The 26,355-nt window shown below is 67.9% G+C and carries 26 protein-coding genes and 1 tRNA gene; 18 read left to right on the top strand and 9 right to left on the bottom strand.

All coding sequences use genetic code 11. The features are described 5' to 3' along the window. Positions 1–10: 10 nt before the first annotated feature. The 3 genes from NO978_RS00620 to folP all read right to left on the bottom strand — a co-directional run bounded on the left by NO978_RS00620 (position 11) and on the right by folP (position 2,939). Positions 11–682: a DUF47 domain-containing protein gene (locus NO978_RS00620; protein WP_257297565.1), complete on the bottom strand. Its 672-nt coding sequence runs from the start codon at positions 680–682 to the stop codon at positions 11–13. 108 nt (positions 683–790) lie between these two features. Beyond that, positions 791–1,468, bottom strand: a complete 678-nt coding sequence (locus tag NO978_RS00615) for a 6-hydroxymethylpterin diphosphokinase MptE-like protein (protein ID WP_257297564.1) — start codon at positions 1,466–1,468, stop codon at positions 791–793. A 277-nt stretch (positions 1,469–1,745) separates the two neighbouring features. After that, complete coding sequence (gene folP / locus NO978_RS00610) at positions 1,746–2,939, bottom strand: dihydropteroate synthase (protein ID WP_257297563.1); 1,194 nt, start codon at positions 2,937–2,939, stop codon at positions 1,746–1,748. A 139-nt stretch (positions 2,940–3,078) separates the two neighbouring features. On the opposite strand from folP, the gene NO978_RS19860 reads away from it, so the two are divergent. The 5 genes from NO978_RS19860 to NO978_RS00585 all read left to right on the top strand — a co-directional run bounded on the left by NO978_RS19860 (position 3,079) and on the right by NO978_RS00585 (position 7,560). Continuing rightward, entirely contained in the window at positions 3,079–4,029 is a 951-nt protein-coding gene (locus NO978_RS19860; protein WP_257297562.1) for a DUF4129 domain-containing protein, read from the top strand. Positions 4,030–4,128: 99 nt separating this feature from the next. Then, the gene (locus NO978_RS00600) at positions 4,129–5,106 is read left to right on the top strand and encodes a DUF4129 domain-containing protein (RefSeq protein ID WP_257297561.1); all 978 of its coding nucleotides are present in this window, start codon (positions 4,129–4,131) and stop codon (positions 5,104–5,106) included. Beyond that, positions 5,103–5,666, top strand: a complete 564-nt coding sequence (locus NO978_RS00595; RefSeq protein ID WP_257297560.1) for a hypothetical protein — start codon at positions 5,103–5,105, stop codon at positions 5,664–5,666. Before NO978_RS00600 ends, NO978_RS00595 begins: the two co-directional genes overlap by 4 nt. Continuing rightward, entirely contained in the window at positions 5,663–7,054 is a 1,392-nt protein-coding gene (locus NO978_RS00590) for a DUF58 domain-containing protein (protein WP_257297559.1), read from the top strand. The genes NO978_RS00595 and NO978_RS00590 overlap by 4 nt, the downstream gene beginning before the upstream one ends. Further along, a complete protein-coding gene (locus tag NO978_RS00585) occupies positions 7,051–7,560 on the top strand; it encodes a hypothetical protein (protein WP_257297558.1) in 510 nt (169 codons plus the stop codon). The genes NO978_RS00590 and NO978_RS00585 overlap by 4 nt, the downstream gene beginning before the upstream one ends. A 6-nt stretch (positions 7,561–7,566) precedes the next feature. On the opposite strand, the gene NO978_RS00580 is transcribed toward NO978_RS00585, so the two are convergent. Further along, entirely contained in the window at positions 7,567–8,517 is a 951-nt protein-coding gene (locus NO978_RS00580) for a MoxR family ATPase (RefSeq protein WP_257297557.1), read from the bottom strand. Positions 8,518–8,618: 101 nt separating this feature from the next. Between NO978_RS00580 and NO978_RS00575 the strand changes: the two genes are divergently transcribed. The 5 genes from NO978_RS00575 to gatE all read left to right on the top strand — a co-directional run bounded on the left by NO978_RS00575 (position 8,619) and on the right by gatE (position 13,516). Further along, positions 8,619–8,703: transfer RNA gene (locus NO978_RS00575), tRNA-Ser, on the top strand. A 227-nt stretch (positions 8,704–8,930) separates the two neighbouring features. Beyond that, positions 8,931–9,395 carry a pyridoxamine 5'-phosphate oxidase family protein gene (locus tag NO978_RS00570; RefSeq protein ID WP_257297556.1) on the top strand — a complete coding sequence of 155 codons (465 nt, stop codon included), beginning with the start codon at positions 8,931–8,933 and terminating at the stop codon, positions 9,393–9,395. 160 nt (positions 9,396–9,555) lie between these two features. Further along, entirely contained in the window at positions 9,556–10,962 is a 1,407-nt protein-coding gene (locus NO978_RS00565) for an aspartate ammonia-lyase (RefSeq protein WP_257297555.1), read from the top strand. Between the two features lie 250 nt (positions 10,963–11,212). Continuing rightward, the gene (locus NO978_RS00560; protein ID WP_257297554.1) at positions 11,213–11,446 is read left to right on the top strand and encodes a transcriptional regulator; all 234 of its coding nucleotides are present in this window, start codon (positions 11,213–11,215) and stop codon (positions 11,444–11,446) included. Between the two features lie 201 nt (positions 11,447–11,647). After that, the gene (gene gatE / locus NO978_RS00555) at positions 11,648–13,516 is read left to right on the top strand and encodes a Glu-tRNA(Gln) amidotransferase subunit GatE (protein ID WP_257297553.1); all 1,869 of its coding nucleotides are present in this window, start codon (positions 11,648–11,650) and stop codon (positions 13,514–13,516) included. Positions 13,517–13,540: 24 nt separating this feature from the next. Here gatE and NO978_RS00550 read toward each other — a convergent pair whose 3' ends face one another. From NO978_RS00550 to NO978_RS00540, 3 genes are all read right to left on the bottom strand, one after another. Further along, positions 13,541–14,413 (bottom strand): phosphatase PAP2 family protein, encoded by an 873-nt coding sequence (locus tag NO978_RS00550; RefSeq protein ID WP_257297552.1) that lies wholly within the window; start codon positions 14,411–14,413, stop codon positions 13,541–13,543. 172 nt (positions 14,414–14,585) lie between these two features. Next, complete coding sequence (locus NO978_RS00545) at positions 14,586–15,344, bottom strand: RNA methyltransferase (RefSeq protein WP_257297551.1); 759 nt, start codon at positions 15,342–15,344, stop codon at positions 14,586–14,588. Next, positions 15,341–15,886: a hypothetical protein gene (locus tag NO978_RS00540; protein ID WP_257297550.1), complete on the bottom strand. Its 546-nt coding sequence runs from the start codon at positions 15,884–15,886 to the stop codon at positions 15,341–15,343. The genes NO978_RS00545 and NO978_RS00540 overlap by 4 nt, the downstream gene beginning before the upstream one ends. A 335-nt stretch (positions 15,887–16,221) precedes the next feature. Between NO978_RS00540 and NO978_RS00535 the strand changes: the two genes are divergently transcribed. Continuing rightward, positions 16,222–16,689: a hypothetical protein gene (locus NO978_RS00535; RefSeq protein WP_257297549.1), complete on the top strand. Its 468-nt coding sequence runs from the start codon at positions 16,222–16,224 to the stop codon at positions 16,687–16,689. 6 nt (positions 16,690–16,695) lie between these two features. Here the strand turns inward: NO978_RS00535 and NO978_RS00530 are convergent, their stop codons facing one another. Next, positions 16,696–18,342, bottom strand: coding sequence for an FAD-dependent oxidoreductase (locus NO978_RS00530; protein WP_257297548.1), 1,647 nt, complete (start codon positions 18,340–18,342; stop codon positions 16,696–16,698). 116 nt (positions 18,343–18,458) lie between these two features. Between NO978_RS00530 and NO978_RS00525 the strand changes: the two genes are divergently transcribed. The 4 genes from NO978_RS00525 to NO978_RS00510 all read left to right on the top strand — a co-directional run bounded on the left by NO978_RS00525 (position 18,459) and on the right by NO978_RS00510 (position 21,401). After that, entirely contained in the window at positions 18,459–18,755 is a 297-nt protein-coding gene (locus NO978_RS00525; protein ID WP_257297547.1) for a NifU family protein, read from the top strand. Positions 18,756–18,836: 81 nt separating this feature from the next. Beyond that, positions 18,837–19,199, top strand: a complete 363-nt coding sequence (locus NO978_RS00520) for a DUF192 domain-containing protein (RefSeq protein ID WP_257297546.1) — start codon at positions 18,837–18,839, stop codon at positions 19,197–19,199. Between the two features lie 92 nt (positions 19,200–19,291). Then, complete coding sequence (locus tag NO978_RS00515; protein WP_257297545.1) at positions 19,292–20,878, top strand: alpha-isopropylmalate synthase regulatory domain-containing protein; 1,587 nt, start codon at positions 19,292–19,294, stop codon at positions 20,876–20,878. 55 nt (positions 20,879–20,933) lie between these two features. Beyond that, positions 20,934–21,401 (top strand): hypothetical protein, encoded by a 468-nt coding sequence (locus NO978_RS00510; RefSeq protein WP_257297544.1) that lies wholly within the window; start codon positions 20,934–20,936, stop codon positions 21,399–21,401. Here the strand turns inward: NO978_RS00510 and NO978_RS00505 are convergent. Beyond that, positions 21,395–22,372 (bottom strand): transcription initiation factor IIB family protein, encoded by a 978-nt coding sequence (locus NO978_RS00505; RefSeq protein WP_257297543.1) that lies wholly within the window; start codon positions 22,370–22,372, stop codon positions 21,395–21,397. The genes NO978_RS00510 and NO978_RS00505 overlap by 7 nt on opposite strands. 200 nt (positions 22,373–22,572) lie before the next feature. Here NO978_RS00505 and coxB point away from each other — a divergent pair, with 200 nt between their 5' ends. Genes coxB through NO978_RS00490 form a run of 3 tightly spaced genes read left to right on the top strand, consistent with a single transcriptional unit; the run spans position 22,573 to position 26,314 of the window. Further along, positions 22,573–23,436 (top strand): cytochrome c oxidase subunit II, encoded by an 864-nt coding sequence (coxB, locus tag NO978_RS00500; RefSeq protein WP_257297542.1) that lies wholly within the window; start codon positions 22,573–22,575, stop codon positions 23,434–23,436. Further along, on the top strand, positions 23,433–26,039 hold the full coding sequence (locus NO978_RS00495) for a cbb3-type cytochrome c oxidase subunit I (protein ID WP_257297541.1): 2,607 nt from the start codon (positions 23,433–23,435) through the stop codon (positions 26,037–26,039). Before coxB ends, NO978_RS00495 begins: the two co-directional genes overlap by 4 nt. Before the next feature lie 5 nt (positions 26,040–26,044). After that, the gene (locus NO978_RS00490) at positions 26,045–26,314 is read left to right on the top strand and encodes a cytochrome C oxidase subunit IV family protein (protein ID WP_257297540.1); all 270 of its coding nucleotides are present in this window, start codon (positions 26,045–26,047) and stop codon (positions 26,312–26,314) included. Positions 26,315–26,355: the final 41 nt, after the last annotated feature.

The following is a 26,355-nucleotide window of genomic DNA, read 5'->3' as shown; positions in this document are numbered from 1 at the left end:
ACGGGTGAGTTCAGGGGAGTGTCGTCCCCGACGCGAACAGCAGGTGGTCGGCGGCGTCCTCTACCGCGTTCATCGCTCCGTCGAGACAGACGAACAGCTCGCGAACCATCAGGGTGCGCGGCGTCGCCCCCTCCTCGAACGCCGCCGCCACCGCGTCGTACTTCAACTGGTCACAGGCGGACTCGCGTTCAGCGACGCGTGCGACCGTCTCGGCCGGGTCATCCCGGTCCCCACCCTCGACCAGCCGCTCGACGAAGCCCGAAATCGCCTCGGTGAGCGTCCTGACGGCGGCCGAGATGTGGTCGGTCATCGCTGCGAACGACGCGAGCTGTTCGGCCGAGAGGACGGGAGCCATCGCCCGAAGCTGGTGAGCGAACCGCTCGAGACCCGTCGGAATCCTGTCGACGTGGGTGAACAGCTCGAGGAGGTCCTTCTTCTGGAGGTACGCACCACTGAAGCTGGGGTCTATCTCCGAGGCCACCGTCCGCCGGAGGTCGTGGAGCGTGCTGTCGCAGGCGGATTCGACTGCGACGAGGCGATCGACGGCGGACGTGAACGCGTCCCCATCGGTCCCGTAGGCGTCGAGTGCGGCAGCGAGGTCGTCGGTACTCTCGGTCACGTGGTGCATGAAGACGCCGGTCTTGGCGACCAGTTCCCCGGTGGTCCTGTCGGTCGAAGCCATCGCACGGAAAGCGAGGGCCGACGGGGGAAAGCGCTCCTATGAGTTCAACAGTGGGCTACGTTCGCACAGGGAGACGCCAGCCCGTCCGGCTGTTCGCCGACGAGACACTCAGGGCAGCGGCTCCAGCTCGTCCCGGGCACCGTCCAGCACTGCGAACCGCTCGTCGCGCCGCCGCTCCAGCCACGCGAGCAGCCGCGCCGCCCAGCGGAGCTTGCGCCGCTTCATCGGCCCGACGCCGGGGTCGTCGAACGACCACCCTGGGAACGAGAGCCGGGCCGCGCCGGCGTGGTCCGCGAGGAACGCGGCCCGGTCGCCGTCGGTGAAACCCCCGTAGTTCCGGACGTGTGCGACGGGTGCGGCCTGTGTCGTCGGTAGCACCGGCTCGGCGGGCAGGCCGGGCACGACCGACCGGACCCGCTCGACGTTGTCGCCGTGTGCGTGGACCGCGACTGGCGTCCCCTCGGCGGCGAGGTCGTTCACGAGTTCGGGCTCGCCGTCGAGGTCGGTCACGTAGACATCGACGGGGACGCCCCGCTCACGACAGACCGCCGCCGCCGAGGAGGCGGCGACGACCCGGTCGGCCTCACAGTCCGCGAGGTCCGCGGCGAGCGTCGGGCCGGCACCACAGACGGCGACGTGCTCGCCGGCGAGCACCGAGAGACGCGACTCGTCGAACGGGGTCGTCAGCTCGGCGAGGACGTCGCGTGCGCGCTCGTCGCCGGCGCGGTCGAAGCCGAAGTCAGCGAGGATGGTCTCGTACACCGGCTCGAACGTTTCGAAGTCCATGGCTGTAGCTGTCGGATGTAGTTCCAAGATAACCGTTGGTGTGGGCCGGAATTGCCTCTTGTGAGTACCCCTACCCGAGAGGCCCTCCCGGCTTCCACCCCCACCTTCTGAATCCACCGGTATAAGTTTTCTCTTACCGAGTTATACGACCCATAACGGGTCGTTAGAGCCGTCTGCACGCGAAATTCAATAGATATACGGCTCGGAGACTGTCGGCCCTCGGTGTCCGACGGGACCGTGGTGCACCGTCCACCAGCGGACGGACCACGGTACAGGCTCACTTCAGGGCCGACGCGACGGCGTCGAGGACTGCCCCGGTGCCCGCAGTCGCGGGCGTGGTCTCGACGAGCGTCTCGAGTGCGGCGTGGGTTCCCACGAGCAAGCCACCGTCGCCTGCCGCGTTCATCGCGAACGTCGTCTCGGCGTCGGCAGCGAGTCCCCCCAGCTCCTCGCAGGCATCCTCGGTGAGTCCACGGACGTCGAACACGGCGAGGGTGGCTGTGGCGGCCAGGTCGGCCGTGCCGAGACGGTCCGCGTGCCGTCGCACGTCGCCCTCGGAGCTGACGTCGAGTTCCTCGACGCTGACGCCGTTCGCGTGGGTCCGGTGTCGCTCGGGCATGAACGCGTCGCCCACGGCAGCCGCGTCGACCGTCTCCCGCACGTCGTGCGTCCGGATCACGTGTGCGCCGCGCTCGATGGCCATCGAGGTGGCCGCGAGGGAGACGGCCAGTGCGTCCTCTGTCGGGCGGTCGGTCAGCGACCGGAGGAAGTTCTTCCGGTTGATGGAGACGAGCATCGGCCGGCCGAGGCCACGGAACTCGCGGAGCCGCCTGAACGTCTCCCGGTCGTTCGCCACGGTCTTGGCCTCGGACCAGCCTCCGAACGCGGGGTCGACGATGGTGTCGTCGGGCAGTCCGTTCTGCTTGAGAGCCTCGTACACCATGTCGACGTAGTCGGCCTGCTCGGCCCAGTCCTCGCCCTTGCGCTCCGCCCAGGGCGTCTCCTCGACGGCCCCGGGGCGCGTGAGGTCCGGCGGGCTGGCCATCTTCGCGGCGGCGACTCCGTACTCCTCGGCGACCCGTGGCATCTCCGGGTCAGCGAAGCCCGCGATGTCGTTTATCATGTCGAAGCCACCGTCGAGGGCGGCCGCGGCGACCTCGTGGTAGCGCGTCTCGATGGACCAGACCGGGTCGACGGACGCGTTCTCGATGACCGACAGCGCCACGTCCAGCCGGTCCAGCTCCTCCTCGGCGCTGAGCACCTCGAAGCGCTTGTTCGCCGACTCCAGGCCGATGTCGACGATGTCCGCCCCCTCCCCGACGAGTTCGTCCTCGACGTAGGCGGCTGCCTCGGCGGGGTCGTCGAACACACTCGGGTCGTACGGCGATTCCGCGCTCACGTTCAGCACGCCCATGATTCGTGTCGGGTGGTCGTCCCCGATACCGAGTCCGGCGGCGTCGACGTTCTGCATACCTCCTCTGGGGGCGCTGCCAGTGAAAAGGGCCGTGTTCCCCGGAGCGACTGCCGGGACCCGGAGCGTCGGTGCGGTCGGTACAGTCGACGTGTGTGTCAACGAAAACCACTCATACCATCGGTCCCGAGTGGCGAGCGTGAACCGAGAGCGGCTCCTCCCGGTCGTCCTCGCACTCGTCTGCGTGGTCGCGCTCTCGCTGGTCGCCGCGAGCGTGGTGGACCCAGCCGACGGCGGCGGCGGGTCGAGCGTCAGCGACCCCACCGGCGGCAACGACCGCGACTCCGGAGAGAACGGCAGCAGCGGGCGCGAACCCTTCACCGACCCCGGCGAGTTCTCGTTCTCCTTCGGCATCTGTCTCCCGTTCCTGCTGACGGGCGAGTTCCTCGCTATCGTCATCGGCGTCGGACTCCTCCTCTGGTCGGCGCTCGCGTACCGCGACGACGGGTTCGCGGCCTCCGCCGTGCTCGTCGCCATCGGGTTCCCCGCCTTCTTCGTCTGGATGCTGCTGACCAACTGTGCGGACCAGCCCGAGCCGACCTCCGTCGACATCCTCCCCTCCGAGCCGGCACCGCCGAGCATCGGGGGCAACGCCTCGGTCGGCATCGCCGACGACTCCGGGCTGGTCATCACCCAGCCCTCGGTGTTCGTGGTGCTCGTCGCGGCGACCCTGGTCGTCGGCCTCCTCGGCTACGCCGCCCTGTCGAGTACGGACGACGACGCGAGGGAGGCGGAGGCACCCGATGACGAAATCGCCGACGAGGGGGACCGGAGACAGATCACCGAGCTCGGCAACGTCGCCGGCCAGATCGCCGACAGGCTCGAACGGACCACTGGCACGGAGAACGAGGTGTTCCGCGCCTGGGTCGAGATGACCCGGCACCTCCCCGTCGAGCACCCACGGTCGAGCACCCCCTCTGAGTTCGCCGACGCGGCCGTCGAGGCGGGTGTCTCGCGCGAGGACGTGACCGAACTCACCGAGCTGTTCGAGGAGGTCCGCTACGGCGGCGAGCCGGTGACGGCGGACCGGGAACGGCGTGCCGTCGAAGCACTCCGGCACATCGAGGACGAGTACGGTGACGAGCGCTGACGTCGTTGACGCCACCTGCCTCGCTTCCGATGCTGGTTCGGTACAGCAGGTGCTTGTGTATACGAACTCGTTAAGTACGGGTTGTGGTAACAGTGCCTCGTGAACAGACGGACGATCGGGGTCGCTATTATCGCGATCTGCTGTGTGGGCGCTATCGTCTTCGCGGCCGGGACGCTCAGTCAGACGACGAGTGCTGGCGAGGACGCGACCCAGCCGGCACCGGAACAGGACGACAGCATCGATGCGACGGACTCGCCGATGGACGTGAACGTGGAGGGCGGTGAGACGCAACAGAAGCCGCCGGTGAAGGTCGAGCGGTGCGAGCGGTCGATCCCGCCGCTGCTACTGCTCGGACTGATGGGGATCGTCGTCGGAGTGACGGCGTTCATGTACCGGAAGTACGACCGGATGGTCGCGCTCAGCGCCTTCTTCGTGGTGGGTGTGCTGGTTGCGACGACGGTACCGTTTCTGGTGACCTGTCCCTCCCAGCCGGTGCCGGAGGAGAAACAGAACGGCAGTCCCGACCTCGTCAGTAACCAGACGGCGTCGGGTGGTGGTGGCGATGGCAGCGGCGGCGGCGAACAGGGCGAGACGCGCCAGCAGCTGCCCGACGTCCTCCTGCTCCTGCTCGGCGTCGTCGGTGTCGCAGTGGTGGTGGTCGCGGGCGTGTGGGTGGTGCGCTCCGGCGACGAGGACGACGAGTCGGAGCTCGTCAAGGCGGCCAACCCGGAGGACGAGGAAGAACAGCCGGAACCGCCCGACTCCGCGGCGGTCGCGGCGGCCGCCGGCCGGGCGGCGGACCGCATCGAGGAGCAGTCCGCGGTCGACAACGAGATCTACCGCGCCTGGGTCGAGATGACCGACCATCTGCCCGTGGAGCATCCCGAGACCAGCACCCCGCGGGAGTTCGAACGCGCGGCCGTCGCCGCCGGTTTCGAGGCCGCTACGGTCGGCGAACTCACCGAGCTGTTCGAGTCGGTGCGCTACGGTAGCGAGGCGGCGACCGCGGAACGCGAGGAGCGGGCAGTCGAAGCACTGAGGCGTCTCGAGGACCAGTTCGAGGGTGAGAACGAATGAAGTCGCGAACCCTGCTCGCCGTCTTCGGCGTGGCGCTCGCGCTGACCGGGTTCGTCCTCGTCGCAGCGCCCGGACTGGCCTCGTCCATCACGCTCGACGAGGCCGTCCTCGTGGTCGTCGGCCTCCTCGGCGTCCTCCAGGGGGCGCGTGTCGCCATCGGCCGGTCACGCACCAGCTACGAGCAGGTCGAGACGCCCGACCCCGAGGCGTCTCAGGACCTCCCCACCCCGGGTGACGAGTTCGACGAGATGCTCGTCACGGCCGGCTCGGACCGCCGAGAGATCGAGACGCGCGAGACGGTGCGGACCCGGCTGGAGCGGGCCGCCATCGCGACCATCGTCCGCACCGAGGGCTGTACGCGGGCAGAGGCAGAACGGCAGCTGGAGTCGGGCGAGTGGACCGACGACCCGTACGCTCGGGCCTTCTTCACCGGCTCCGTCGAAGGGGCATCGCTGCTCGACCGGTTCGACTTCCAGCGGGACAACCGGACACAGTACCACCGCTGGGCGGTCCACGCCGCCAGCGAGATAACGCGGCAGTCGGAGGCGGCCGAAGCATGAGTTCGACGCTATCGCAGTCCGCGACCGACGAGTCCACGGCCGGCGGGGCCGAGTCCGGCAGCGGGCCGTCGACGGAAACCCGAGACGGACGGAGCGAGGGGAGCCAGCGCGTCATCTCCGAGACCGAGGAGGACACGAACCACTGGCGTGGCATCGGCGCGCTGACGTTCGTGGCGGGTGGCGCGGGCATCATCCTGAAACAGCCCGCCCTGCTGCTCGCGGCGGTCGTCGCTGTCGCCTACCTCGCGTACGTTCAGGTGACGACGGTACCCCAGGCGACGGTTCGCATCCGACGGGAGCTGTCCGACCCGACTCCTGACCTGGGCGACGACCTGACGGTGACGGTGAGAGTCAGCAACGTCGGCGACCGTGTCCTGCCGGACCTCCGGGTCGTCGACGGCGTACCGGAGGAACTCACCGTCGTGGGCGGCACGGCCCGGCTCGGCACCGCGCTCCGCCCCGGCGAGACGGACTCGTTCACGTACACGCTGAACGCCAGACGGGGGACACACGAGTTCAAGACGTGTGACACCATCGTCCGTGACTGGGCCGGCAAGCGCGAGCGACACACCTGCTTCCGGACCGGCGGCGAGGTCGTCGTCACGCCGTCGCTCTCGTCCACGCTGCCGATGCCGCTCCGCAAGCAGACCTCGCAGTACGCGGGCCGCGTCGAGACGGACCTCGCCGGCGACGGCGTCGAGTTCCACTCCACCCGCGAGTACCGCGCCGGCGACCCGCTGTCGCGGGTGGACTGGCGGCGCTACGCACGAACCGGCGACCTCGCGACCCTCCAGTTCCGCGAGGAACGGGCCGCGACAGTGATGCTGCTGCTCGACCTGCGCCAGGAGGCGTACGTGCGGCGCGACGATGACGACCTTCACGCGGCCGACCTCGGCATCAACGCGGCGGGGCAGATATTCACGACGCTGCTCGAGACCGGCGACCGGGTCGGTATCACCGCGCTGGCACCGCAGAAGGTCTGGCTCTCGCCCGGACTCGGCAACGAGCACCGTGTCGAGGTCGAGGAGCTGTTCGCCCACCACCCGGCGCTGTCGGCGGAGCGCCCGCAGGGTCGCTACTCCGTCACGCTCGGCGTTCGGAACCTTCGAAAGCGCCTGTCGGGCGACATACAGGTGATGTTCTTCTCGCCACTCTGTGACGACGACGCGGTGAAGGCGGCACAGCTGCTCCACGCACACGGGCACAAGGTGACGGTGCTCAGTCCCGACCCGACGAACGACGAGACACTCGGCCAGCGCTTCGCCAGCGTCGAGCGCGCCGACCGGATCTCGAAGCTCCGCCAGGGTGGCGTCAGGGTGCTCGACTGGGACCCCGACGAACCGCTCGCGGAGTCGATCGCACGGAACACCGTGCGGTGGTCGCGATGACTGAGATCGACAGGCGGCCGGTGCGGCTGTCGGCCATCGTCTCGCTCGGTGCGGCGGCGGTCGCGGCTCTCGCGGCCATCCTGACGGCGAGCGTCGGGGGCGTCGTCGCCGGGCTGGGCATCGTCGCACTCGCACCCGGCCTCGTGGTCGGCTCGCGACGGCTCGTCCACGGGGGCGGCGTCGTCCTCGCGGTGGGGATGGTGTTCGCGGGGGCGACCGGTGCCGGCGCTGCAGCAGAGCTGTTCCTGCTCGTCGGCACCGCGGCGACCGTCGTCGCCTGGGACGTGGGCCAGAACGCCGTGGGGCTGGGCGAGCAGCTCGGCCGGGAGGCAGAGACGACCCGGGCCGAACTCGCACACATCGGCGCGACGCTGGTCGTCGGTGGGGTCACGGTCGGCGTCGCGTACGGTCTGTACCAGATCGCGGGCTCCGGGCAGCCGCTCCCCGCACTGGTGATGCTGCTCGTCGCGGCGCTCGTCCTGACCACGTCGCTGCGACAGACGTAGAAGGAGTTACTCGACGGTCGGGACCGGGACCGAGTCGAGCACCGTCTGGACGACTTCACGTTTGTCGACGTTGTTCACCATCGCGTCCGGCGTCAGCACGAGTCGGTGTGCGAGCACCGGCAGCGCCACGCGCTTGATGTCGTCGGGCGTGACGTACTCGCGGCCGACCATCGTGGCGTAGGCGCGCGAGGCCTCGAACAGGCGCTGGGTCCCACGCGGCGAGACGCCGATGTCGACGCGGCCGTCCTCCCGGGTCTCGCGGCAGACCGCGGCCATGTACGCGAGGAGGTCGTCGTCGACCCGCACGTCCTCCGGCACCTCACGGAGCTCCGCGACCTCCTCGTCGCTGAGGACGCGGTCGACGCTCGGGCTCTGGTCGACGCGGCCCGCGCGGCGACGGAGCAGCTCTATCTCGCCCTCCTCGTCGGGGTAGCCGATGCTGGACTTGACGATGAACCGGTCGACCTGTGCTTCCGGCAGCGGGAACGTCCCCTCCTGCTCGACGGGGTTCTGCGTCGCGATGACGAAGAACGGCTGCGGGAGCATCCGCGTGTCGCCGTCGACGGTGACCTGCCCTTCCTCCATCGCCTCGAGCAGGGCGGCCTGGGTCTTCGGCGGCGCGCGGTTGATCTCGTCCGCGAGCACGATGTTCGCGAAGATGGGGCCAGACTGGAACTCGAACTCGCGGCTCTCCTCGTTGAACACGTGTGTCCCCGTCACGTCGGAGGGCAGGAGGTCGGGGGTGAACTGGATGCGGGAGAAGGACAATCCGAGGGCGGAGGCCATCGACCGTGCGGTGAGAGTCTTGCCGGTGCCGGGCACGTCCTCGAGGAGCACGTGACCGCGACCGACGACGCCCATCAGCACCGTCTCGAGGAACTCTCGGTCGGCGATGACCGAGTTCCCGATGGCGTCGAGAACTGCGTTGCAGTCCTCGTTTGCTTGGCTAACGTCCATAGTATCTTTCTGCAAGGCATGCAATTTATTATTGACGATTGTCACCACACGTCCGCCCGAATCGAAACCCCTAAAATACTCAGCGGGCAAGGTGAGACCGAGCCGAGATAGCCTAGCCTGGCCAAGGCGGTAGATTCGAAATCTACTGTCCACACGGACACGGGAGTTCAAATCTCCCTCTCGGCGCTTTTCAGGAGACAAGGACCCGAGCGTAGCGAGCAAGACAACCGTGTTCGAATCTCTCTCCGCCGTTCTCCCCAGCCACCGACGACGAGCGTAGCGTGCCGTCCGCGTCGGGGGAAGCGACGAGCGACCGGCGGTGCCCTGTCTCGACCGTTCTCGGACGACACGACGTTACCAGCCGGCGGGAACCGGCCTCTACCCCTATTGTCTCGTGCTATCAATACCCACGTATGGCGCAGAAGACAGCGAAGCAGATGGACGCACTGGAGATAGACGAGTTCCTCGAATCACAACAGACCGGTGTCCTCGCGCTCGCGAACGACGGCGACGCCTACGCGGTCCCGATCTCGTTCGCGTACGACGACGATGACCGGTCGGTGTACCTGCGACTGGGGTTCGCACCGGGGAGCCAGAAGCAACGCTACCTCGAGACGACAGAGCACGTCTCGTTCACCGTCTACGACGACACCGACGAGGGCTGGAAGAGCGTCCTCGTGGAGGGCAAGGTGACGATGCTGTCACACGACAGCCTCGACGCCGCCATCGTCGAGGCGATGGAGGGACTCGACATCCCGTACTTTCAGGTCCACTCACGGCCGGCGACGGACATCCAGTTCAACGTGGCCTGTATCGAGCCGACGCAGGTGAGCGGCATCATCGAGGGGTACTCCCACCGGACGGACGACGACGAGTGACGCGTCGGGCTCGGCCCCTCCTGCCCCCGACACGCTGCCGAATTTTCGGCGGGCCACCCAGGGTACCAGCCGGCCGTGGGTCACCTGCGGGGCTGTCAGGGCGACCGACTGGCGGGGCGGTTTCGGTGGGTTTTACGCCCCGTCGCGCGTCGGTTCGACCATGTCCGACGACTACCGCACCGAACAGGACAGCCTCGGCGAGATGCAGGTACCGGCCGACGCCTACTGGGGTGCACAGACCCAGCGCGCGGTCGAGAACTTCCCCATCTCGGGGCTGACGTTCGGCCGCCGGTTCGTGCGCGCCCTCGGCGTCGTGAAGAAGGCCGCCGCGCAGGCCAACCGCGACCTCGAGATGATCCCCGAGGACAAGGCCGACTGCATCGTCGCCGCCGCCGACGAGGTCATCGCCGGCGAGCACGACGACCAGTTCCCGGTCGACGTGTTCCAGACCGGCTCGGGCACGTCCTCGAACATGAACGCCAACGAGGTCATCTCGAACCGCGCCACCGAGCTCTACGGCGGCGACATCGGCTCCCGAGAGATTCACCCGAACGACCACGTGAACTTCGGCCAGTCGAGCAACGACGTCATCCCCACCGCGATGCACGTCGCGGCGCTCGAGGCCATCGAGAAGGACGTCATCCCGGCGCTGGACATCCTCCGCGAGGCGCTTCGCGCGAAGGAGGAGGAGTTCGACGGCGTCGTCAAGACCGGCCGTACCCACCTGCAGGACGCGACGCCGGTCCGACTCGGCCAGGAGTTCGGCGGCTACGCCACCCAGATGGAGAAGGGGCTCGTCCGCGTCGACAACGTCCGCGAGCACCTCGGCGAGCTCGCGCTCGGCGGTACCGCGGTCGGCACCGGACTGAACACGCACCCCGAGTTCCCCGCCCGCGCCGCGGAGTACATCACGAAGGAGACGGGCGTGCAGTTCCGCGAGGCGGACGACCACTTCGAGGCCCAGGCCGCCCACGACGCGATGGGCGAGGCCCACGGCGCGCTCCGCACCGTCGCCGGCAGCCTGAACAAGATCGCGAACGACCTGCGGCTGCTCGCCTCCGGCCCGCGCAACGGGCTCGGCGAGATCGAGCAGCCCGAGAACCAGCCCGGCTCCTCGATCATGCCCGGCAAGGTGAACCCGGTCGTCGCCGAGGCGGTCAACCAGGTCCACAAGCAGGTCGTCGGCAACGACGCCGCCGTCGCCGCCGGCGCTGCGGAGGGTCAGCTCGACCTCAACCTGTACAAGCCGGTCTGTGCGTACAACTTCCTGCAGTCCGCCGAGCTCGTCACGAACGCGAGCGAGGTGTTCGCACGGAAGTTCGTCGCGAAGCTCGAGGCCAACGAGGAGCACTGCCAGTCCCAGGTCGAGCAGTCGATGGCGCTCGCGACCGCGCTCAACCCGCACATCGGCTACGACAAGGCCAGCGAGGTCGCCAAGGCCGCGCTGAAGGAGGACAAGACCGTCCGCGAGGTCGTCGTCGAGAAGGGCTACCTCTCCGAGGAGGAAGCTGCCGAGGTCATCGACCCCGAGGCGATGACCTACACCGGTATCCTGGGCGACGACTGAGCCGGGCCACTGGAGCGTTTCTCGAGGCGGGTTCACGGCACCCCTGAACCGTTCGGCAGGACCGTACGGCTCGGCCCGTTGACCAGGACGTAGCGGTCCCGCCGTCCGGAGAAAGATTTATTACTTCGAAGAGATCTGGCGGAGGTCAGACTGACCGCACGACTGCAGTAAGTTACCGTGAGTGACCGGTAGACGGCGCTACGGCGAACAATCCACTGCTGTTATGGGGGTTGCCGGAGTGGATTTCAGTATGTACACCTGTAGAGACTGTAATCAGTCGTTCAGCACAGAGCTCGCCCTCGAGCTACACCACGACAAATGCGAGAAGGGGCAGCTGTTCTGCGAAGCCTGTGGGGGACGATTCTCGGAGCGCGTAGCGACACGAGACGGCTGGCACTACCGATGTCCAGACGAGGAGTGCGACGGTGAGGGCCTCGGCGACGACATCGTCCGCATCGAGGACATCAAGGCAGCGACGCAGTGAGGACACGGACGGTGGGCGGTTCTGCGGCACGACAATTCTGAGAGGGCTCTCTGGCTGCTGTCCGACCCGGTACCTGCCGACGATGCGACGACGTTCGGACTGCGACCGACGGGACGATGGCCGTCACTATTCGGGCACACTCGCCACGGTACCGGGGGAGACTGGACGGTTTTTTACCCCTCCGGGTCGGACCTGCTCTCAATGACCGACCACGACTACGACGAGCTCGGGTTGGTGGCCGGGCTGGAGATCCACCAGCAGCTCGACACCGAGACGAAGCTGTTCTGTGCGTGTCCGACCGACCTCCGCGAGGCCGAAGCGTCGACCCGCCAGTTCACGCGGTACCTGCATCCCACGAAGAGCGAACTGGGCGAAATCGACGAAGCGGCGCTGGAGGAGAGCCAGGTCGAACGGGAGTTCACCTACCTCGGCTACGACACCACCTGCCTCGTCGAGGAAGACGACGAACCGCCGCACCGGCTCGACGAGGAGGCACGCACTGTCGTGCTCGAGATCGCCCAGCTGCTCGACATGGAGCCGGTGGACGTCGCCCACGTCATGCGCAAGCTCGTCGTCGACGGCTCGAACACGTCGGGCTTCCAGCGCTCGACGCTCGTGGCGACCGACGGCGAGATACAGACGGACGAGGGGCCCGTCAGAATCGCGGACCTGATGCTGGAGGAGGAGAGCGCCCAGCGCGTCGAGGAGACCGAGGCGGGTGTCACCTACAGCCTCGACCGGCTCGGCATCCCGCTGGTGGAGATCGGCACGAAGCCGGACATCTCCTCGCCGGAGCAGGCCCGCGACGCGGCGGAGCGCATCGGGATGCTCCTCCGCTCGACGGGCCACGTAAAGCGCGGGCTGGGGACCATCCGGCAGGACGTGAACATCTCCATCGCCGACGGTGCCCGGGTCGAGGTGAAGGGCGTCCAGAGCCTCGACGACATCGACGACATCGTCCGGAACGAGGCGGGCCGACAGGTCGCTCTGCTCGACATCGCCGACGAGCTGGACGAACGCGACGCCAGCGTCGGCGAGGTACAGGACGTGACCGGGGTCTTCGAAGACACCGACTCGGGTGTCGTCCGCGGTGCGCTCGACGACGGCGGCGCGGTGTACGCGGTGCCGCTGTACGGCTTCGACGGGCTTGTCGGCCGGGAGATACAGCCCGACCGCCGGCTCGGCACGGAGCTCTCCGACCACGCGAAGCGCCACGGTGCCGGCGGCATCTTCCACACGGACGAACTGCCGGCCTACGGCGTCACCGACGAGGAGGTGTCGGCCATGCGCGAGGCCGTCGGTGCCGGTGCGGACGACGCGGTCGCGATGGTCGCCGCCGCGGCGGGCGTCGCCGAGCCAGCCGTCGAAGCGGCTGCAGCGCGCGCCGAGACGGCGATGGACGGCGTCCCCGAGGAGACCCGTGGTGCGAACGAGGACGGGACGACGCGCTACCTGCGGCCGCTGCCCGGCGCGGCGCGGATGTACCCCGAGACGGACGTGCCGCCGGTCGAGCTCGACCCCAGCGAGGTCGCGGTCCCCGAGCTCCTCACCGAGAAGGTGCAGCGGTATCAGGACGAGTACGACCTCGACGCCGGGCTCGCCGAGCAGGTCGCCTACGGCACGCACATGCCGCTGTTCGAGTCGGTGGTCGCCGAGGGCGTGGACGCGACGCTCGCCGCAGGGACACTGGAGTCGACGCTGACCGAGCTCCGCCGCGACGACGTTCCCGTCGCCGACCTCACAGACGAGCACCTCCGTGACGCGCTCCACCTCGTCGAGGACGGCGAGGTACCCAACGAGGGCCTCCCCGAACTACTGACCGCACTGGCGGCGGACCCCGGGCTGACCGCCGAGGAAGCGGTCGAGCAGGAGGACCTCGGCGGCGTCGACGAGAGCGAGGTCCGCGAGGCCGTCGTCGAGGTCGTCGAGCGCAACGCCGACCAGGTCGAGGAACAGGGGATGGGCGCGTTCTCGGCGCTCATGGGCGAGTGCATGGGTGCGTTGCGGGGCAAGGCCGACGGCGACGTCGTCAGCGACACGCTCCGCGAGGAGATCCAGAAACGCGCCTGAGGAACGGGCGCGGGAAGCGTTCTTTCAGTCGGCGCGCTGTCCGCGTGCCTCGGAGTCCTCGTCGCCGATGGGGAGCAGCCGGGCGATGCGGGCCTCGTACACTGCCGGGTCGGGCATCCGCTGGGAGATGTAGTACGCGATGCCGACGAGCACCAGCGCGAACGCCGCGTCGGTCAGCCAGTGGACGCCGAGGTAGAACGTCGAGAACATGATGAACACCGTCAGGATGCCGGCCAGCCACGCGTAGGGCCGGTCGGTTTCGCGGGCGTACAGCGCCGCCATCGCGGAGATGCCGGTGTGCAGGCTCGGGAACGCCTTCACCAGCGTGTCCGTCGAGGTGATTCCCTCGCTCACGATGGGATGCAGGTCGTACAGGAGCGCACGCATGACCGGCTCACCGCTCGCGGTCTGTCCCAGGTACTCCGACGTCACCGCGACCGGGAACGCCAGGAAGTACGGGAGTGCGAGGAGGACGACGAGCGCGTAGCCAGCACAGTAACGCCTGGCCTGCTCGCGGTCGTGGACCTTCAGCTTGAAGTACGTGAACAGGGTCAGGAACGGGAAGCCGACGAGGTAGACGAACGCCAAGAGGTACGTCAGCGGCTCCCACGTGAACGCCTGGAAGTGGAGCACGGTCGTTCCTTCCAGGTCGTAGACGACGGAGGTGTACGCCGCACCGGAGTGGAACGTCGCCGCCATGGTGTTCACGCCCTGTGTGACGAGCCAGGCGACACCGAGGTACTTCCAGTCAGTTTTGACTAGTTCCCGGGCGAACTCTCGGGGCGAAGTATCCGGGGCGAACACGGCGAAGCCGACGGCGAACGTGATGAGGGTCGGGACAGTCACGACGATGGTGAACAGGGTCCCGAACGAGATGGAGGGCAGGAGCTGTTGCATGGTCCTACGCGATGTGGGCTGTCGTCGGCTGTCGTTCGTCGGGCGAGGCGTCAGGCGGGGCGTCGGGGCGGAACCGTCGCTGGGGGCTCTGGAGAGGCATAGGTCCTACCGATTACTACATAGTCTCTCGCGTCGATTAAAGACTTTCCGGTATGGTTGACATGCGGCCCGGCTACTGCTCGCGGTCGCGGCCGCGAGCAGCTCGGCCCCGTTCGAGTTCCTCGCTCGCCCGGCGGAAGATGCCCATCATGGTTCGCGTCTCTCGTTCCGTCAGATGTGCTCGACCGAACACCCGGCGGGCCATCCTGACGGTCTTGTGTCGCTTCTCGTCGTTGTGGTCGATCCCGTCGAGCAGGTCCTCGAACTTCTCGTACAGGTGCTCGATCAGTTCCTCGTCGGCGCGCTCGTGCTGTCGGTCCGGCAGCTGGTTCTCCTCGACGGTGAGCTTGCGCAGTTCGTACATCGTCACCGTCGCGGCCTGGCCGAGGTTCAGTACCGGATACTCGTCGCTGGCCGGGATGGAGCAGACCCCGTCCAGCCGGGAGAGCTCGTGGTTGTGCAGCCCGTTCGCCTCCCGGCCGAACACGATGCAGCTGTCGCCGTCGAGCTCGGCGAGGTCGTCCGCGAGCTCGGCCGGCGTCGAGTACGGGAACCGGACGTGTTTCCGGCAGTCCTCGTTCGTCGTCGCCGTCAGCCCGACAGTGTAGTAGTTCTCGACGATGTCGTCGAAGCTCACTTCGCGCGCGTTTGCGAGCACGTCGCGCCGCGCGCGGCCGGCGAACCCCCACGCCTCCCCGTGCTTCTCCTTGACGCCTTCGGGTGGGTCCACCAGCAGCAGCTCCGACAGCCCGAAGTTCTTCATCGAGCGAGCGATGGTACCGACGTTGCCTGGGGTCTTCGCGTCGACGACCGCGACGGCGGGGACGCTCATGTGTCGCCGCCGGTCGGGTAGTCCCGGTCGAACTCCATGTTCCGCAGGTCGATGCGCTTCTCCTCGTGGTCCTCTTCATCTTCTTCGTCGGCGAACTCCTCGGGGTCGGGCAGCTCCGGCTCCGGCAGGTCACGCGGGTCGGTGTCGACGTGCTCCAGCCCGCCGTACCCCTCCGGTGCGCGGCCGCCGTCCAGGAACCACTCGTGGAACGCGTCCTCGAACTCGTCGGTCTCGGCGTACTCGGCGCCGCCCTCCTCGCGGAACCAGTAGAGGAAGTCCGGCTCGTGCTCGTCACACAGGACGGCCTCGTTCAGCGGCTCGCCGTACACCGCCGCGGCCACGTTGCACTGCTCGATGTTCTCGTCGCCGTGGATGAGCCAGCAGGCGTCGCAGGGGCCGTTGAAGATGGCGCTGAGCCGGACGAGCCGCCGGCGCGTGTCGTCGCTGATCTCGTCGAAGGGCCGCACCTCGCCAGTCTCGGTGAACACCTCGTCCTCGTCGAAGCGCCACCCGCGGAGGCCGATGCTGATCTTCTCGCTCATACCCGTCGGTATCGGGTCTGTGGGTAAAAGCGACGCGTATCGGGACCGGTAAATCGAGCCTGTAACTAGGGTCATACTGAGTCGATAACGAACAGCCAGAAAGTCCCGCCCCGCTCAGCACCGCACCTCACGCCTCCCCAGCCGACTGCGATGCTCGGTCGCAAGCTCCCTGCGCTTCTCATTCCTCGCGCGAGTGCGGCGAGCGGCCTGCGGCACGCTCGCCACCCGCGCGCCATCCGGCTGGTCAGACAACGACGACGTCACGGTCCGGAAATCCCACGTTGCCCGTCGCGACCTCCCGAAGACACTTGTCCGTGTTCTCCGATACCTCGGACATGCGACACAGAACCGCCCTGCTGTGTCTCTGCCTCGTCCTCGCAGGTTGTTCGTCGTCGGCACCAGCCCCGGGGACGACGACGGCGACGGACGCTCCATGTTCGACGACGGTCGAGTACGAGCAACGCCCGGTCCCCGAACTGCCCTCGAACGCAACTCGGGAGACTGCACTCTCCTTCGCCGAAAGTCACGCTGAGGCCCTGGCGTGGAATGATAGCATCCAATCGGCGGAGTTCGGGCTCAGCGTTACCAGCGACGCCGCCGTCGTGAACCGGACTCCCGACGGGTTCATCATCCACGTTACCGGCGGGGTGACGTACCAGGGCTGCACCGACGGGGACGTGTGGGTCGCTGACGGCGGACTGGGTGCGAACTACTTCGTCAACGAGACGACGGCCGTCCGGCTGAACCAGCCACGGAACACCACCGACGACCCGTGCGAGCACGGCGGCGAGGTCGTCGCGTGACCTGTTTCAGGGCCGCACCACGTCGCGGTACGCCGACCAGAGCGACGACGCGCCGTCGCCCGGGTGGGTCAGCCCGAGGCGCTGGCCGAGGTCGTCTTGGCGGCGCAGCGGCTCGAAGACGGCTGGCCACTCGAACGGCCATATCTCGCAGCGCTTCGCGGGGTGGCCGATGTCGTCGAGCAGCGCGTTGACGGCACGGCGGGCGGCCTCGTTCGCGCACTCCATGCTCGCGAGGTCGGTCTCGGTTCGGACGAAGTCGGCGGCGAGGTAGAGGTTCGGGGCCGCGGTCGTCGCCTCGGGGCGGTGCTGGAGACTCCCGACAGTGTTGATGAGCAGCTCGGCGTCGTTGGTGACGGTGCCGGTCTCCTCGTCGAAGCCGACCGCGGGGTCGAGCTGGCTGGCGACGAGGTTCGACTCGTTCAGCAGGTCGGTGCCGAGGTGGGCGCGGAGCTGCTCCCAGACCTCGGTGACGATCTCCTCGCGGGTACACTCCCGGGCCGGCTTCCCGTAGACGATGCCGGGTTCGTCCCACTCGGAGACGATGACCGAGAGCACGCCTTCGGTCTCGTCGTAGGCGTCGAAGTCGAAGCGCTCCCAGAACTGACGCTGGCTCACCGCGGTCAGCGCCCACGGCGAGTCGTAGAACACGCCGTGGCCGCGCACGGGGGTGACGTCCTCTCGGAGATAGAACTGCACGCCGTTCATCCAGCCGTGGTCGAGGTTGCGCACGCCGGACAGGGAGGGGGCGGCCCGCTCCAGTTCGGGTGTGAGTAGCTCCGCCACGGCCGGAGCCGGTACCGCGAGGACGTAGTGGTCAGCCGTCACGCGCTCCTCGTCGCCGTCGGGGCCGTCGTGGCGGACGGTCGCGCCGGTGACGCGCTCGCCGTCGGCGTCGATGGCGGTGACCGCCGCGCTCGGCACGAGGTCGACGCCGCGGCGGCGCAGGTGGTCGACCCACGGGTCGATCCAGGCCTCGTTCGTCGGCCCGTCGAGCAGCCGGTCGGCGGGCAGCTCCGGGTCGAACAGCCCGCGGAGCATCTGGAGGTAGATGCGACCGATGGTCCGCGTCGAGGACACCTGCGGGCGCATCGCCACGAGCGACTGGGTGATGCCGTAGCCGAGGTACGTCTGGTACGCCTGCGACATCTCCTCGGCGCGGATGAAATCCCACCAGGAGCGGTGCTCGTACTCCTCGCGCCAGCGTCGCTCCGAGCTCGACAGCAGCGTCAAGAGCCGGTTCGCGAAGAACGCCCCCTCGTCGCGGGGGACGTCGGAGCCGAAGACGTTCTGGATGCGCTCGCGCCACTCCCGGACCGACCCCGGTGCTTCGACGCGCATGAGGCGGTGGTCGCCGTCCGTCACTGCCTGCAACAGCTCGTCGGTGGTCGTCAGCCGGTCGGTGACGGTGCCGCCGTCGACCGGGATTCGGGACATGGTGTCGGTGACGTGCCGGTAGAACCCCGGGAAGAACCGGAAGCCGTGCTCCGCCGGGAGGTGGGCGTCGCCGTCGGCAGGGCCGGGGAAGCTCCGGGCTTTCCCGCCGAAGCGGTCGTTCCGCTCGTAGACGGTCACGTCGAATCCCCGCTCCGTCAGTTCGTGTGCTGCGCTCAGTCCGCCGATGCCGCCGCCGAGTATCGCGACCGTTCGTGTCATTGTTTATAATGGAGGCCGGTTGTTCACCTCCGCTAGGGAACACAGCACAAAAACCGTTCGCACGGCACCGCCGCCCTATGCCAACGTCTATACTGCTCGCGTTCCTGCCGGTAACCATGACCGACGAGGCGGAACTTCGCGACCGCATCGGGGCGTTCCTCGACCGGAACTTCCCGCAGATAGAGATGCACGGAGGGAGCTGGGACATCGCGAGCCTCGACCCGGAGACCGGCGAGGTACACCTGCTGCTCTCGGGGGCCTGCGACGGCTGTGGCATCTCCAGTCTGACGACCGAAGCGCTCCGTGCCCGGCTGCCGGCCGAGGTTCCGGAACTGACCGAGGTCACCGTCGAGACCGGCATGGGCGAGGAGTCCCGGCCCACGACGGAGGACCTCTCCGACGTGCCGTTCTGAGCCCGGTCGTGCCGGAAGGGACGTGGCTGGACGACGGCCCGACCCGCAGACATAAATCGGGGGCGGTCGAAGCCACTGCCTGTGCGAGTGGTCCACAACGAGGCGAAGGGGGACGACGAGCTGACCTCGCAGACGCTCGCCTCGACCGTCGAGTTCGCCGACACCTTCCTCTCGCGGGCGCGGGGACTGATGTTCCGTCGTTCGGTTCCCGACGACTACGCGCTGGTGTTCCAGTTCGACGGACCGGGGACACACGACCTCCACATGGTGTTCGTCCCCTTCGCCATCGACGCGCTCTGGCTGGTCGACGACGAGGTCGTCCAGAAGAAGCGGCTCCGGCCCTGGGTCGGGCTCGGCCGTGCGACGGCCGACACCATCGTCGAACTGCCGGCGGGTGCAGCCGACGACGTGGAACCGGGCGACGTCGTCCACGTGGAGGAGTGACCGGCGGCAGTTTTTGCGGGTCCGACAGGTCGGCCTGTCCGACGGAGTCGTTGATTACCGTGTGTGGCCTCCGACCGAGTGGCATATGACCGGTGACCGATTTATTCGGGGGCTCCCCCGAACACACACTCTCGAACGCTGACGTCAGCTTTCTGGACACGACACTTCGCGACGGAGAACAGGCACCCGGCGTCTCGTTGACGCCCGAGGAGAAAGTGGAGATAGCGGAGGCGCTGGAGCGCTCCGGCGTCTCCGTCGTCGAGGCGGGCTCGGCCTGCACGGGCGAGGGCGAGCGCGCGGCAATCAGCCGCGTGACCGACCTCGGGCTCGACGCGACGGTGACGAGCTTCGCCCGCGGACTGCAGGCCGACATCGACAGCGCGCTCGGCTGTGACGTCGACGGCGTCAACCTCGTCGTCCCGTCGAGCGACCGCCACGTCGAGCGGAAGGTCGGCTCGACCCGCGACGAGGTGCTCGACTCGACCGTCGAGCTCGTCGAGTACGCCACGGACCACGGCCTCTGGGTCGAGGTCATCGGCGAGGACGGCTCGCGTGCGGACCTCGACTACCTCGCTGCGCTCGCCGAGGTCTCGCTCGACGCGGGTGCGGACCGGTTCTGCTTCGCCGACACGGTCGGCCACGCTGGCCCGGAGCAGACCGCCGACGCCGTCGAGCGCCTGGCGGCCCTCGGCCCGGTCAGTGCACACACGCACGACGACCTCGGACTCGGCGTGACGAACGCGCTGGCGGCCGTCGAGGCAGGGGCGGACCTCGTCCACGCGACCGTCAACGGCGTCGGCGAGCGCGCCGGCAACGTCGCGCTGGAGGAGGTCGTCATGGCGCTCTCGCACGTCTACGACGTCGAAACGCTCGACACGGAGACGCTGTACGACCTCGGAAGCGTCGTCGCCCGGACGACGGGGATGCGGCCCGCGCCGAACAAGGCCGTGACGGGCGCGAACGCGTTCGCCCACGAGTCCGGCATCCACACCGACGGCACGCTGAAGGACGACCGGATGTACGAGCCGTACCAACCGGAAGCGGTCGGCCGTGAGCGCCGGCTGGTCCTCGGCAAGCACGCCGGTCGAGCGGGCGTCCGCGCGGCGCTCGCCGAGCACGGCCTCGACGTCAGCGAGGACGAACTCGGCACCGTCGTCGAGCGCGTGAAGGACCTCGCGGAGCGTGGCCGTCGCGTGACCGACGCCGACCTCCTCGCGGTCACGGAGGACGTGACCGGGCGCGAGCGCGAGCGCCGGGTCGAACTCCTCAAGGTCACGGCGACCGCGGGCAGCGCGACACCGACGGCCAGCGTCAGGCTGGACGTGGATCAGTCAGTGCTGGGTCCCGACCAGTACGGGGACGACGAGGTCGAGGAGGGCACGGTCGAACGCGTCGCCAGCGGCACCGGCTCCGGGCCGGTCGACGCCGCGGTCTCGGCGGTCCGGAAGGCGGTCGGTGGCGCGACGGACGTCCACCTCACGGCGTACCACGTCGACGCCATCACCGGTGGGACGGACGCCCTCGTCACCGTCGAGGTGACGATGGCCCGCGACGACGACGAGGTGACTGTGGCACACAGCGACGCCGACATCACCCGAGCGAGCGTCGAGGCGATGGTCGACGCGCTCGACCGACTGTTGACGGACGAACAGCCTCGTCTCGCGCCGACGACGGACTGACGGGCGGAAACTGCCCGGTTTTTTAACCACCAGTATCATTGTTCCGGCCGTTGGGATGACTTACGACAGCCCGACGCAGTCGCCGGCGAGGGCCCAGTTCGTCGACGAAACGCCTTCGAGCAAGCGAATCGTCGACAGGACGGACGGCATCGTCGACCGACTGCGTGACGAACTCGGCCGCGACCTCACGATGGTCGCGGCGTACAACGCGGACGTGCTGGAGATCCACTACTTCCACGAGACGTTCCGCGAGCAGTACGAGCCGTCGGACCTCGACGCGCTCGCTGCCGACCTCTGTCTCGACGGACGCATGGGCGATGCGTTCCAGGAGGAGCTCCTCCAGCTCGGGCAGTTCAACTTCGTCGTCAAGGGGTTCGACGACGGGCTGTTGCTCCGTGCGCCGCTCTCGGACGGTACTGGGGTTGCAGTCTCGACGAACCTCAACGCCGGCGAGAAGGTGGCGACCGTGGTCCCGAGGACCATCCGGAGCTGCGACATCCGTGTCGTGACGCGGGATCAGTAGCTCGCGCCGCCTTCGTCTGCAGCATCGAGAAGTTCCTTGTAGCGGTTGCGGATCGTGACCTCGCTCACGTCGGCCACGTCGCTGACCACGCTCTGGGTGACTCGTTCGTTGGTGAGCAGCGACGCCGCGTAGACGGCGGCAGCGGCGAGGCCGACGGGCGACTTGCCGGAGTGGATACCGGTCCCCCTGGCATCCCGGAGGAGTTCGCGGGCACGCATCTCACCCTCGTCGCTCAGTCGGAGGTCGCTCGCGAACCGGGGAACGTAGCTCTCGGGGTCCGCTGGCTCGACCTCGAGGCCGAGTTCGCGAACGATGTACCGGTAGGTGCGTTTGAACTCCATGTCGTCGACGCGACTGACGCGGGCGACCTCGTCGAGGCTGCGCGGCACACCGCCCTGTCGCGCGGCAGCGTACACCGCGGCGGTGGCGACGCCCTCGATGGAGCGGCCGGGCAGGAGGTCCTCGTCGAGCGCGCGCCGGTAGATGACCGACGCAGTTTCACGGATATTGTCCGGGAGCCCGAGCGCGCTGGCCATCCGGTCGATCTCGCCGAGGGCCTGCTTCAGGTTGCGCTCGCGGGAATCACGCGTGCGAAAGCGCTCGTCCCAGGTGCGCAGGCGCTCCATCTTGCGGCGCTGTTTCGAGCTCAGCGAGCGGCCGTAGGCGTCCTTGTTCTGCCAGCCGATGTTCGTCGACAGCCCCTTGTCGTGCATCATCTTCGTCGTCGGCGCACCGACGCGGGACTTCTCGTCCTTCTCGGCGGCGTCGAACGCACGCCACTCGGGCCCGCGGTCGACGCTCTCCGTCTCGACGACGAGTCCGCAGTCGGTACAGACCGTCTCGCCGCGTCCGTCGTTGACGAGCCGGCTGTCACACTCCGGACATCGCTCTCGCTCGCGTGCCTGTTCGGAGACGTCGCGTTCGCGAGGGTCGGTCTCGCGACTGGTCGGTCGGGTACGGGTTTCTGTCATCGTGGGTGGAGGGCAAGCGGCTCGACACCGCGTCGAGTCCTTGCTAACCGGACGTAATTAGCAGCTATCTATGAATTTTTCGGCGGTGATTAAGTACGAGGGCTCCTCGTCCGCACCAAGACCAATGCTGTCATGCACCAATGTCCATGGTAACACTCCCCAATAAATAAATACTCACGCGTTGGACTCTCGGTCAACCGATGCACGGTGGACTACTGCTACAGGTGGCTGGCCAGCTGGAGCCCGACGGGAACCGGGCCGAGCTGTTCGGAACCATCTTCGAGGTGTTCCTGGTCCTCGGCACAGCGGTCGGTGTCGTCGTCATCGGGTACATGCTGTACAACGCGTACAGGTACCGCGACGACGGCACCGCCCCGGCCGAGGAGACCGAGGACATCGGGCGGCCCACACTCGGAGAGCTCCCGGAGGGCGGTGGTCACGGGCGCAAACTGCTCCTCTCGTTCACCCTCAGCGCCATCATCGTCATCTCGCTCATCCTCTGGACGTACTGGGCGCTGCTGTACGTCGAGGCGGGCGCCGCACAGCCCGCGGAGCCCGAGATGGAGGACGGGACGACGGTGGACGTCACCGGCTACCAGTTCGGCTGGCAGTTCGAGTATCCCAACGGCAACACGACCGATGGGACGATGTACGTGCCCGAGGGTGAGCGCGTCCGGATCGTGGTGACATCCTCGGACGTGATGCACAACTTCGGCATCCCCGCGTTCAAGACGAAGACCGACGCCATCCCCGGCCAGACCACGAGCACCTGGTTCGGTCCGGTCGAGGACGGCGAGTACACCATCAAGTGCTACGAGCTCTGTGGTGCGGGCCACTCCTACATGACCGGGACCGTCGAGGTCATCGACGCCGAGGAGTACGAGCGGATGTTCGTGGAGCCGATGAACAGCACGAACGCCAGCGACGGCGGCACGGAGCGCGTCGACCCCGCGACGGCGGCCGGTGGCAGTTCCGCACCGTCGGTCGGGCTGCCGGCTGACGGTGGCGTGGCGACGAGGCTGCCCGCCCGCACAGCAGCCACGGAGGGAGTTCTCAGGGCATGACCGACGACGAACACGAGACGACGGCCGACCCGACCGGTGACGAACCAGCCGTGAGCGACGGCGGCACGGCCAGCGACGGCGGTTCAATCGTTGACGACGACTTCCCGGCCGACGGCGTCCCGGACACCCCCCATGGGGACGACCACGGGCTGCCGCCGACCCACTCCATCCGGCGCTGGTTCGTCACGACCAACCACAAGGACATCGGGCTGCTGTACACGGTGACGGCCCTGTTCTTCCTCATCTTCGGCGGCCTGCTCGCCCTCCTGATGCGCCTCGAACTGTGGGCCCCCGGCGCGGACTTCCTCGCGGCGGGCTCGTACAATCAGGCCGTCTCCGCGCACGGGCTCATCATGGTGTTCTGGTTCCTCTCGCCGCTGGCGTTCGGGTTCGCGAACTACGTCGTCCCGCTGCAGATCGGCGCGAAGGACCTCGCGTTCCCGCGGCTGAACGCGCTCTCGTACTGGCTCTACCTCTTCTCGGGCATCCTCATGGGCATCTCCTTCTTCCAGGGGAGCACGTTCAACGGCGGCTGGACGATGTACGCGCCCCTGAACATGCCCGTCTACACGCCAGATATAGGCGGGACGACGACGGTCCTGGCGTTGATACTGTTCGTCGCCTCGGCGACGGTGGGGTCGGTGAACTTCCTGACGACGATGCACCGGATGCGTGCGGAGGGGATGACCCTCCGCCGGATGCCCATCTTCACCTGGAGCATCCTGCTGACGGTGTGGATGATGCTCTTTGCGTTCGCCGCGTTGCTGGCCGCGCTGATGCTGCTCAGCTCCGACCGGCTCATCGGCACGGCCTACTTCGCCGAGAGCAGCCCCGGTGGCGCGATGCTGTGGGCACACCTGTTCTGGTTCTTCGGCCACCCCGAGGTGTACATCGTCTTCTTCCCCGCCCTCGGCGCGATGGCGGAGATCTTCCAGACGTTCACGGGCCGCCGTCTCGTCGGTCGGAAGTGGTTCATCGGCGCGATGCTGCTCGTGGCCATTCAGAGCTTCGTCGTCTGGATGCACCACATGTTCCTGACGAGCATCAACCTCGAAATCAAGACGCTGTTCATGGCGACGACCATCGGAATATCACTGCCGTTCGACCTGATGGTGTTCTCGCTCATCTACACGATGTTGAAGGGGAAGATACGGTTCAAGACGCCGTTCCTCTTCGGCTTCGGCGCGCTGGTGCTGTTCATCCTCGGCGGCATCACCGGCGTGTTCCTCGGCGCGGTCGTGCTCGACTACACGCTCCGGGGCACCTACTGGGTCGTCGCGCACTTCCACTACGTGATGGTCGGCGGCGTGACGGGGCTGGTCGGCGGCCTCTACTACTGGTTCCCGAAGATGACCGGCCGGATGTACGACGAGACGCTCGGCAAAGTCCACTTCGGGATGTACTTCGTCGGCTTCAACCTGCTGTACTTCCCGATGTTCCTGGCCTGGGAGACGCCGCGTCGGGTGTTCGAGTACGCGCCCGCACTCACCGGCTGGCACCAGCTCTCGACGGTCGGAGCGTTCCTGCTCGGCTCGTCGTTCCTTGTGATGTTCTACAACCTGTTCAAGAGCGCGTTCGTCGGCGAGCAGGTCGAGGGGCAGCCATGGGACTTCGCCTCCACGGCCGAGTGGACCGTTCCCTCGCCGCCGCCGCTGGAGAACTTCCCGGGCGTGCCGACGTACGCGAGCGGCCGCCTGGAGTTCGAGGACGGCGGGAGCGCCCAGACCGACGGCGGCGCGGTCCACGGCAAGGCCGCGGCGCTCCCGGGCAGCGAGGTGACCGAGACCGAGCACGGGGGCGGCGAGAGCCACGCGAGCATCTGGCCGTTCGTCCTCGGCGCGGGCGCATTCCTTGTGTTGCTCGGACTCTCCGGGCTCCAACGTGGCTACTTCCCCGAGGGCACGATGGGCGGGGTGCACATCGGGACGGCCATCGTCGGCGGGGTGCTTGCGTTCGGCAGCCTCGTCGCGATGACTCGCGAGAAGTTCCACGGCCCCGAGGGCCCGTTCGGGGAGAGCTGGCCGTTCACGACCGTCGAGAACACGAAGCTGGGGCTGTGGATCTTCCTCGCCTCCGACGTCATCCTCTTCGGGGCGTTCATCGGTGCGTACGTGTTCTCCCGCGTCGCACACGGCTGGACCGACTGGCACCACCTCATCCCGGAGGCGCACGTGGTGCTGCCGGGGCTCATCAACACGTACCTGCTGTTGACCAGCTCGTTCGCGGTCGTCATCGCGATGGAGTTCGCCAAGCGGGAGAACCGCCTCGGCGTCGTCGGCTCGCTGGTGGCCACGGTCGGCCTCGGCGTCGGCTTCCTCATCAACAAGGGTATCGAGTGGCAGCACCTGTTCCACATCCACACCGAGGCGTTCCCGGCCGGCTGGGACCCCGGGACGAACATCGCCTCGACGACGTTCTACGTCACGACGGGCCTGCACGCGCTGCACGTCATCGTCGGCCTCGTCATCGCCGGCTACATGATATTCAGAGCGTGGGGTGGGGCGTACATGGGCGACGACGAGCCCATCGAGTACTTCGGCCTGTACTGGCACTTCGTGGACATCGTCTGGCTGTTCCTGTTCCCGCTGTTCTACATCGTGTGATACCCATGTCCAGAACCAAACTCTACACCGCGATATACGTCGTCCTGTTCGTGCTGGCGACCGCACAGGCAGTCGTCGAGCAGGCCGGCTATCTGGAGGAGTCGTACTGGCTGGCGTTCTGGGCCATCATGGTCCTGTCGGCGGTCAAGGCCGTCGTCGTCGCGGGCTGGTACCAGCACCTGCGCTGGGAGCCCCGCTCGCTGACGACGCTGATGCTGCTGGGCCTGCTCGGTGCGGTCGCGCTCACCGTCGCCGCGTCGTACTCCATCCTCTGACCGCCGGCCGCCGTTTTCGTGCTCTCGAACCCGGCAGCCTC

It is taken from the genome of Haloarchaeobius sp. FL176, assembly GCF_024609245.1.
GTDB lineage: Archaea > Halobacteriota > Halobacteria > Halobacteriales > Natrialbaceae > Haloarchaeobius.
The sequence above is the reverse complement of the archived record's forward strand: the minus strand, read 5'-3'. Positions and strand labels throughout refer to the sequence as shown.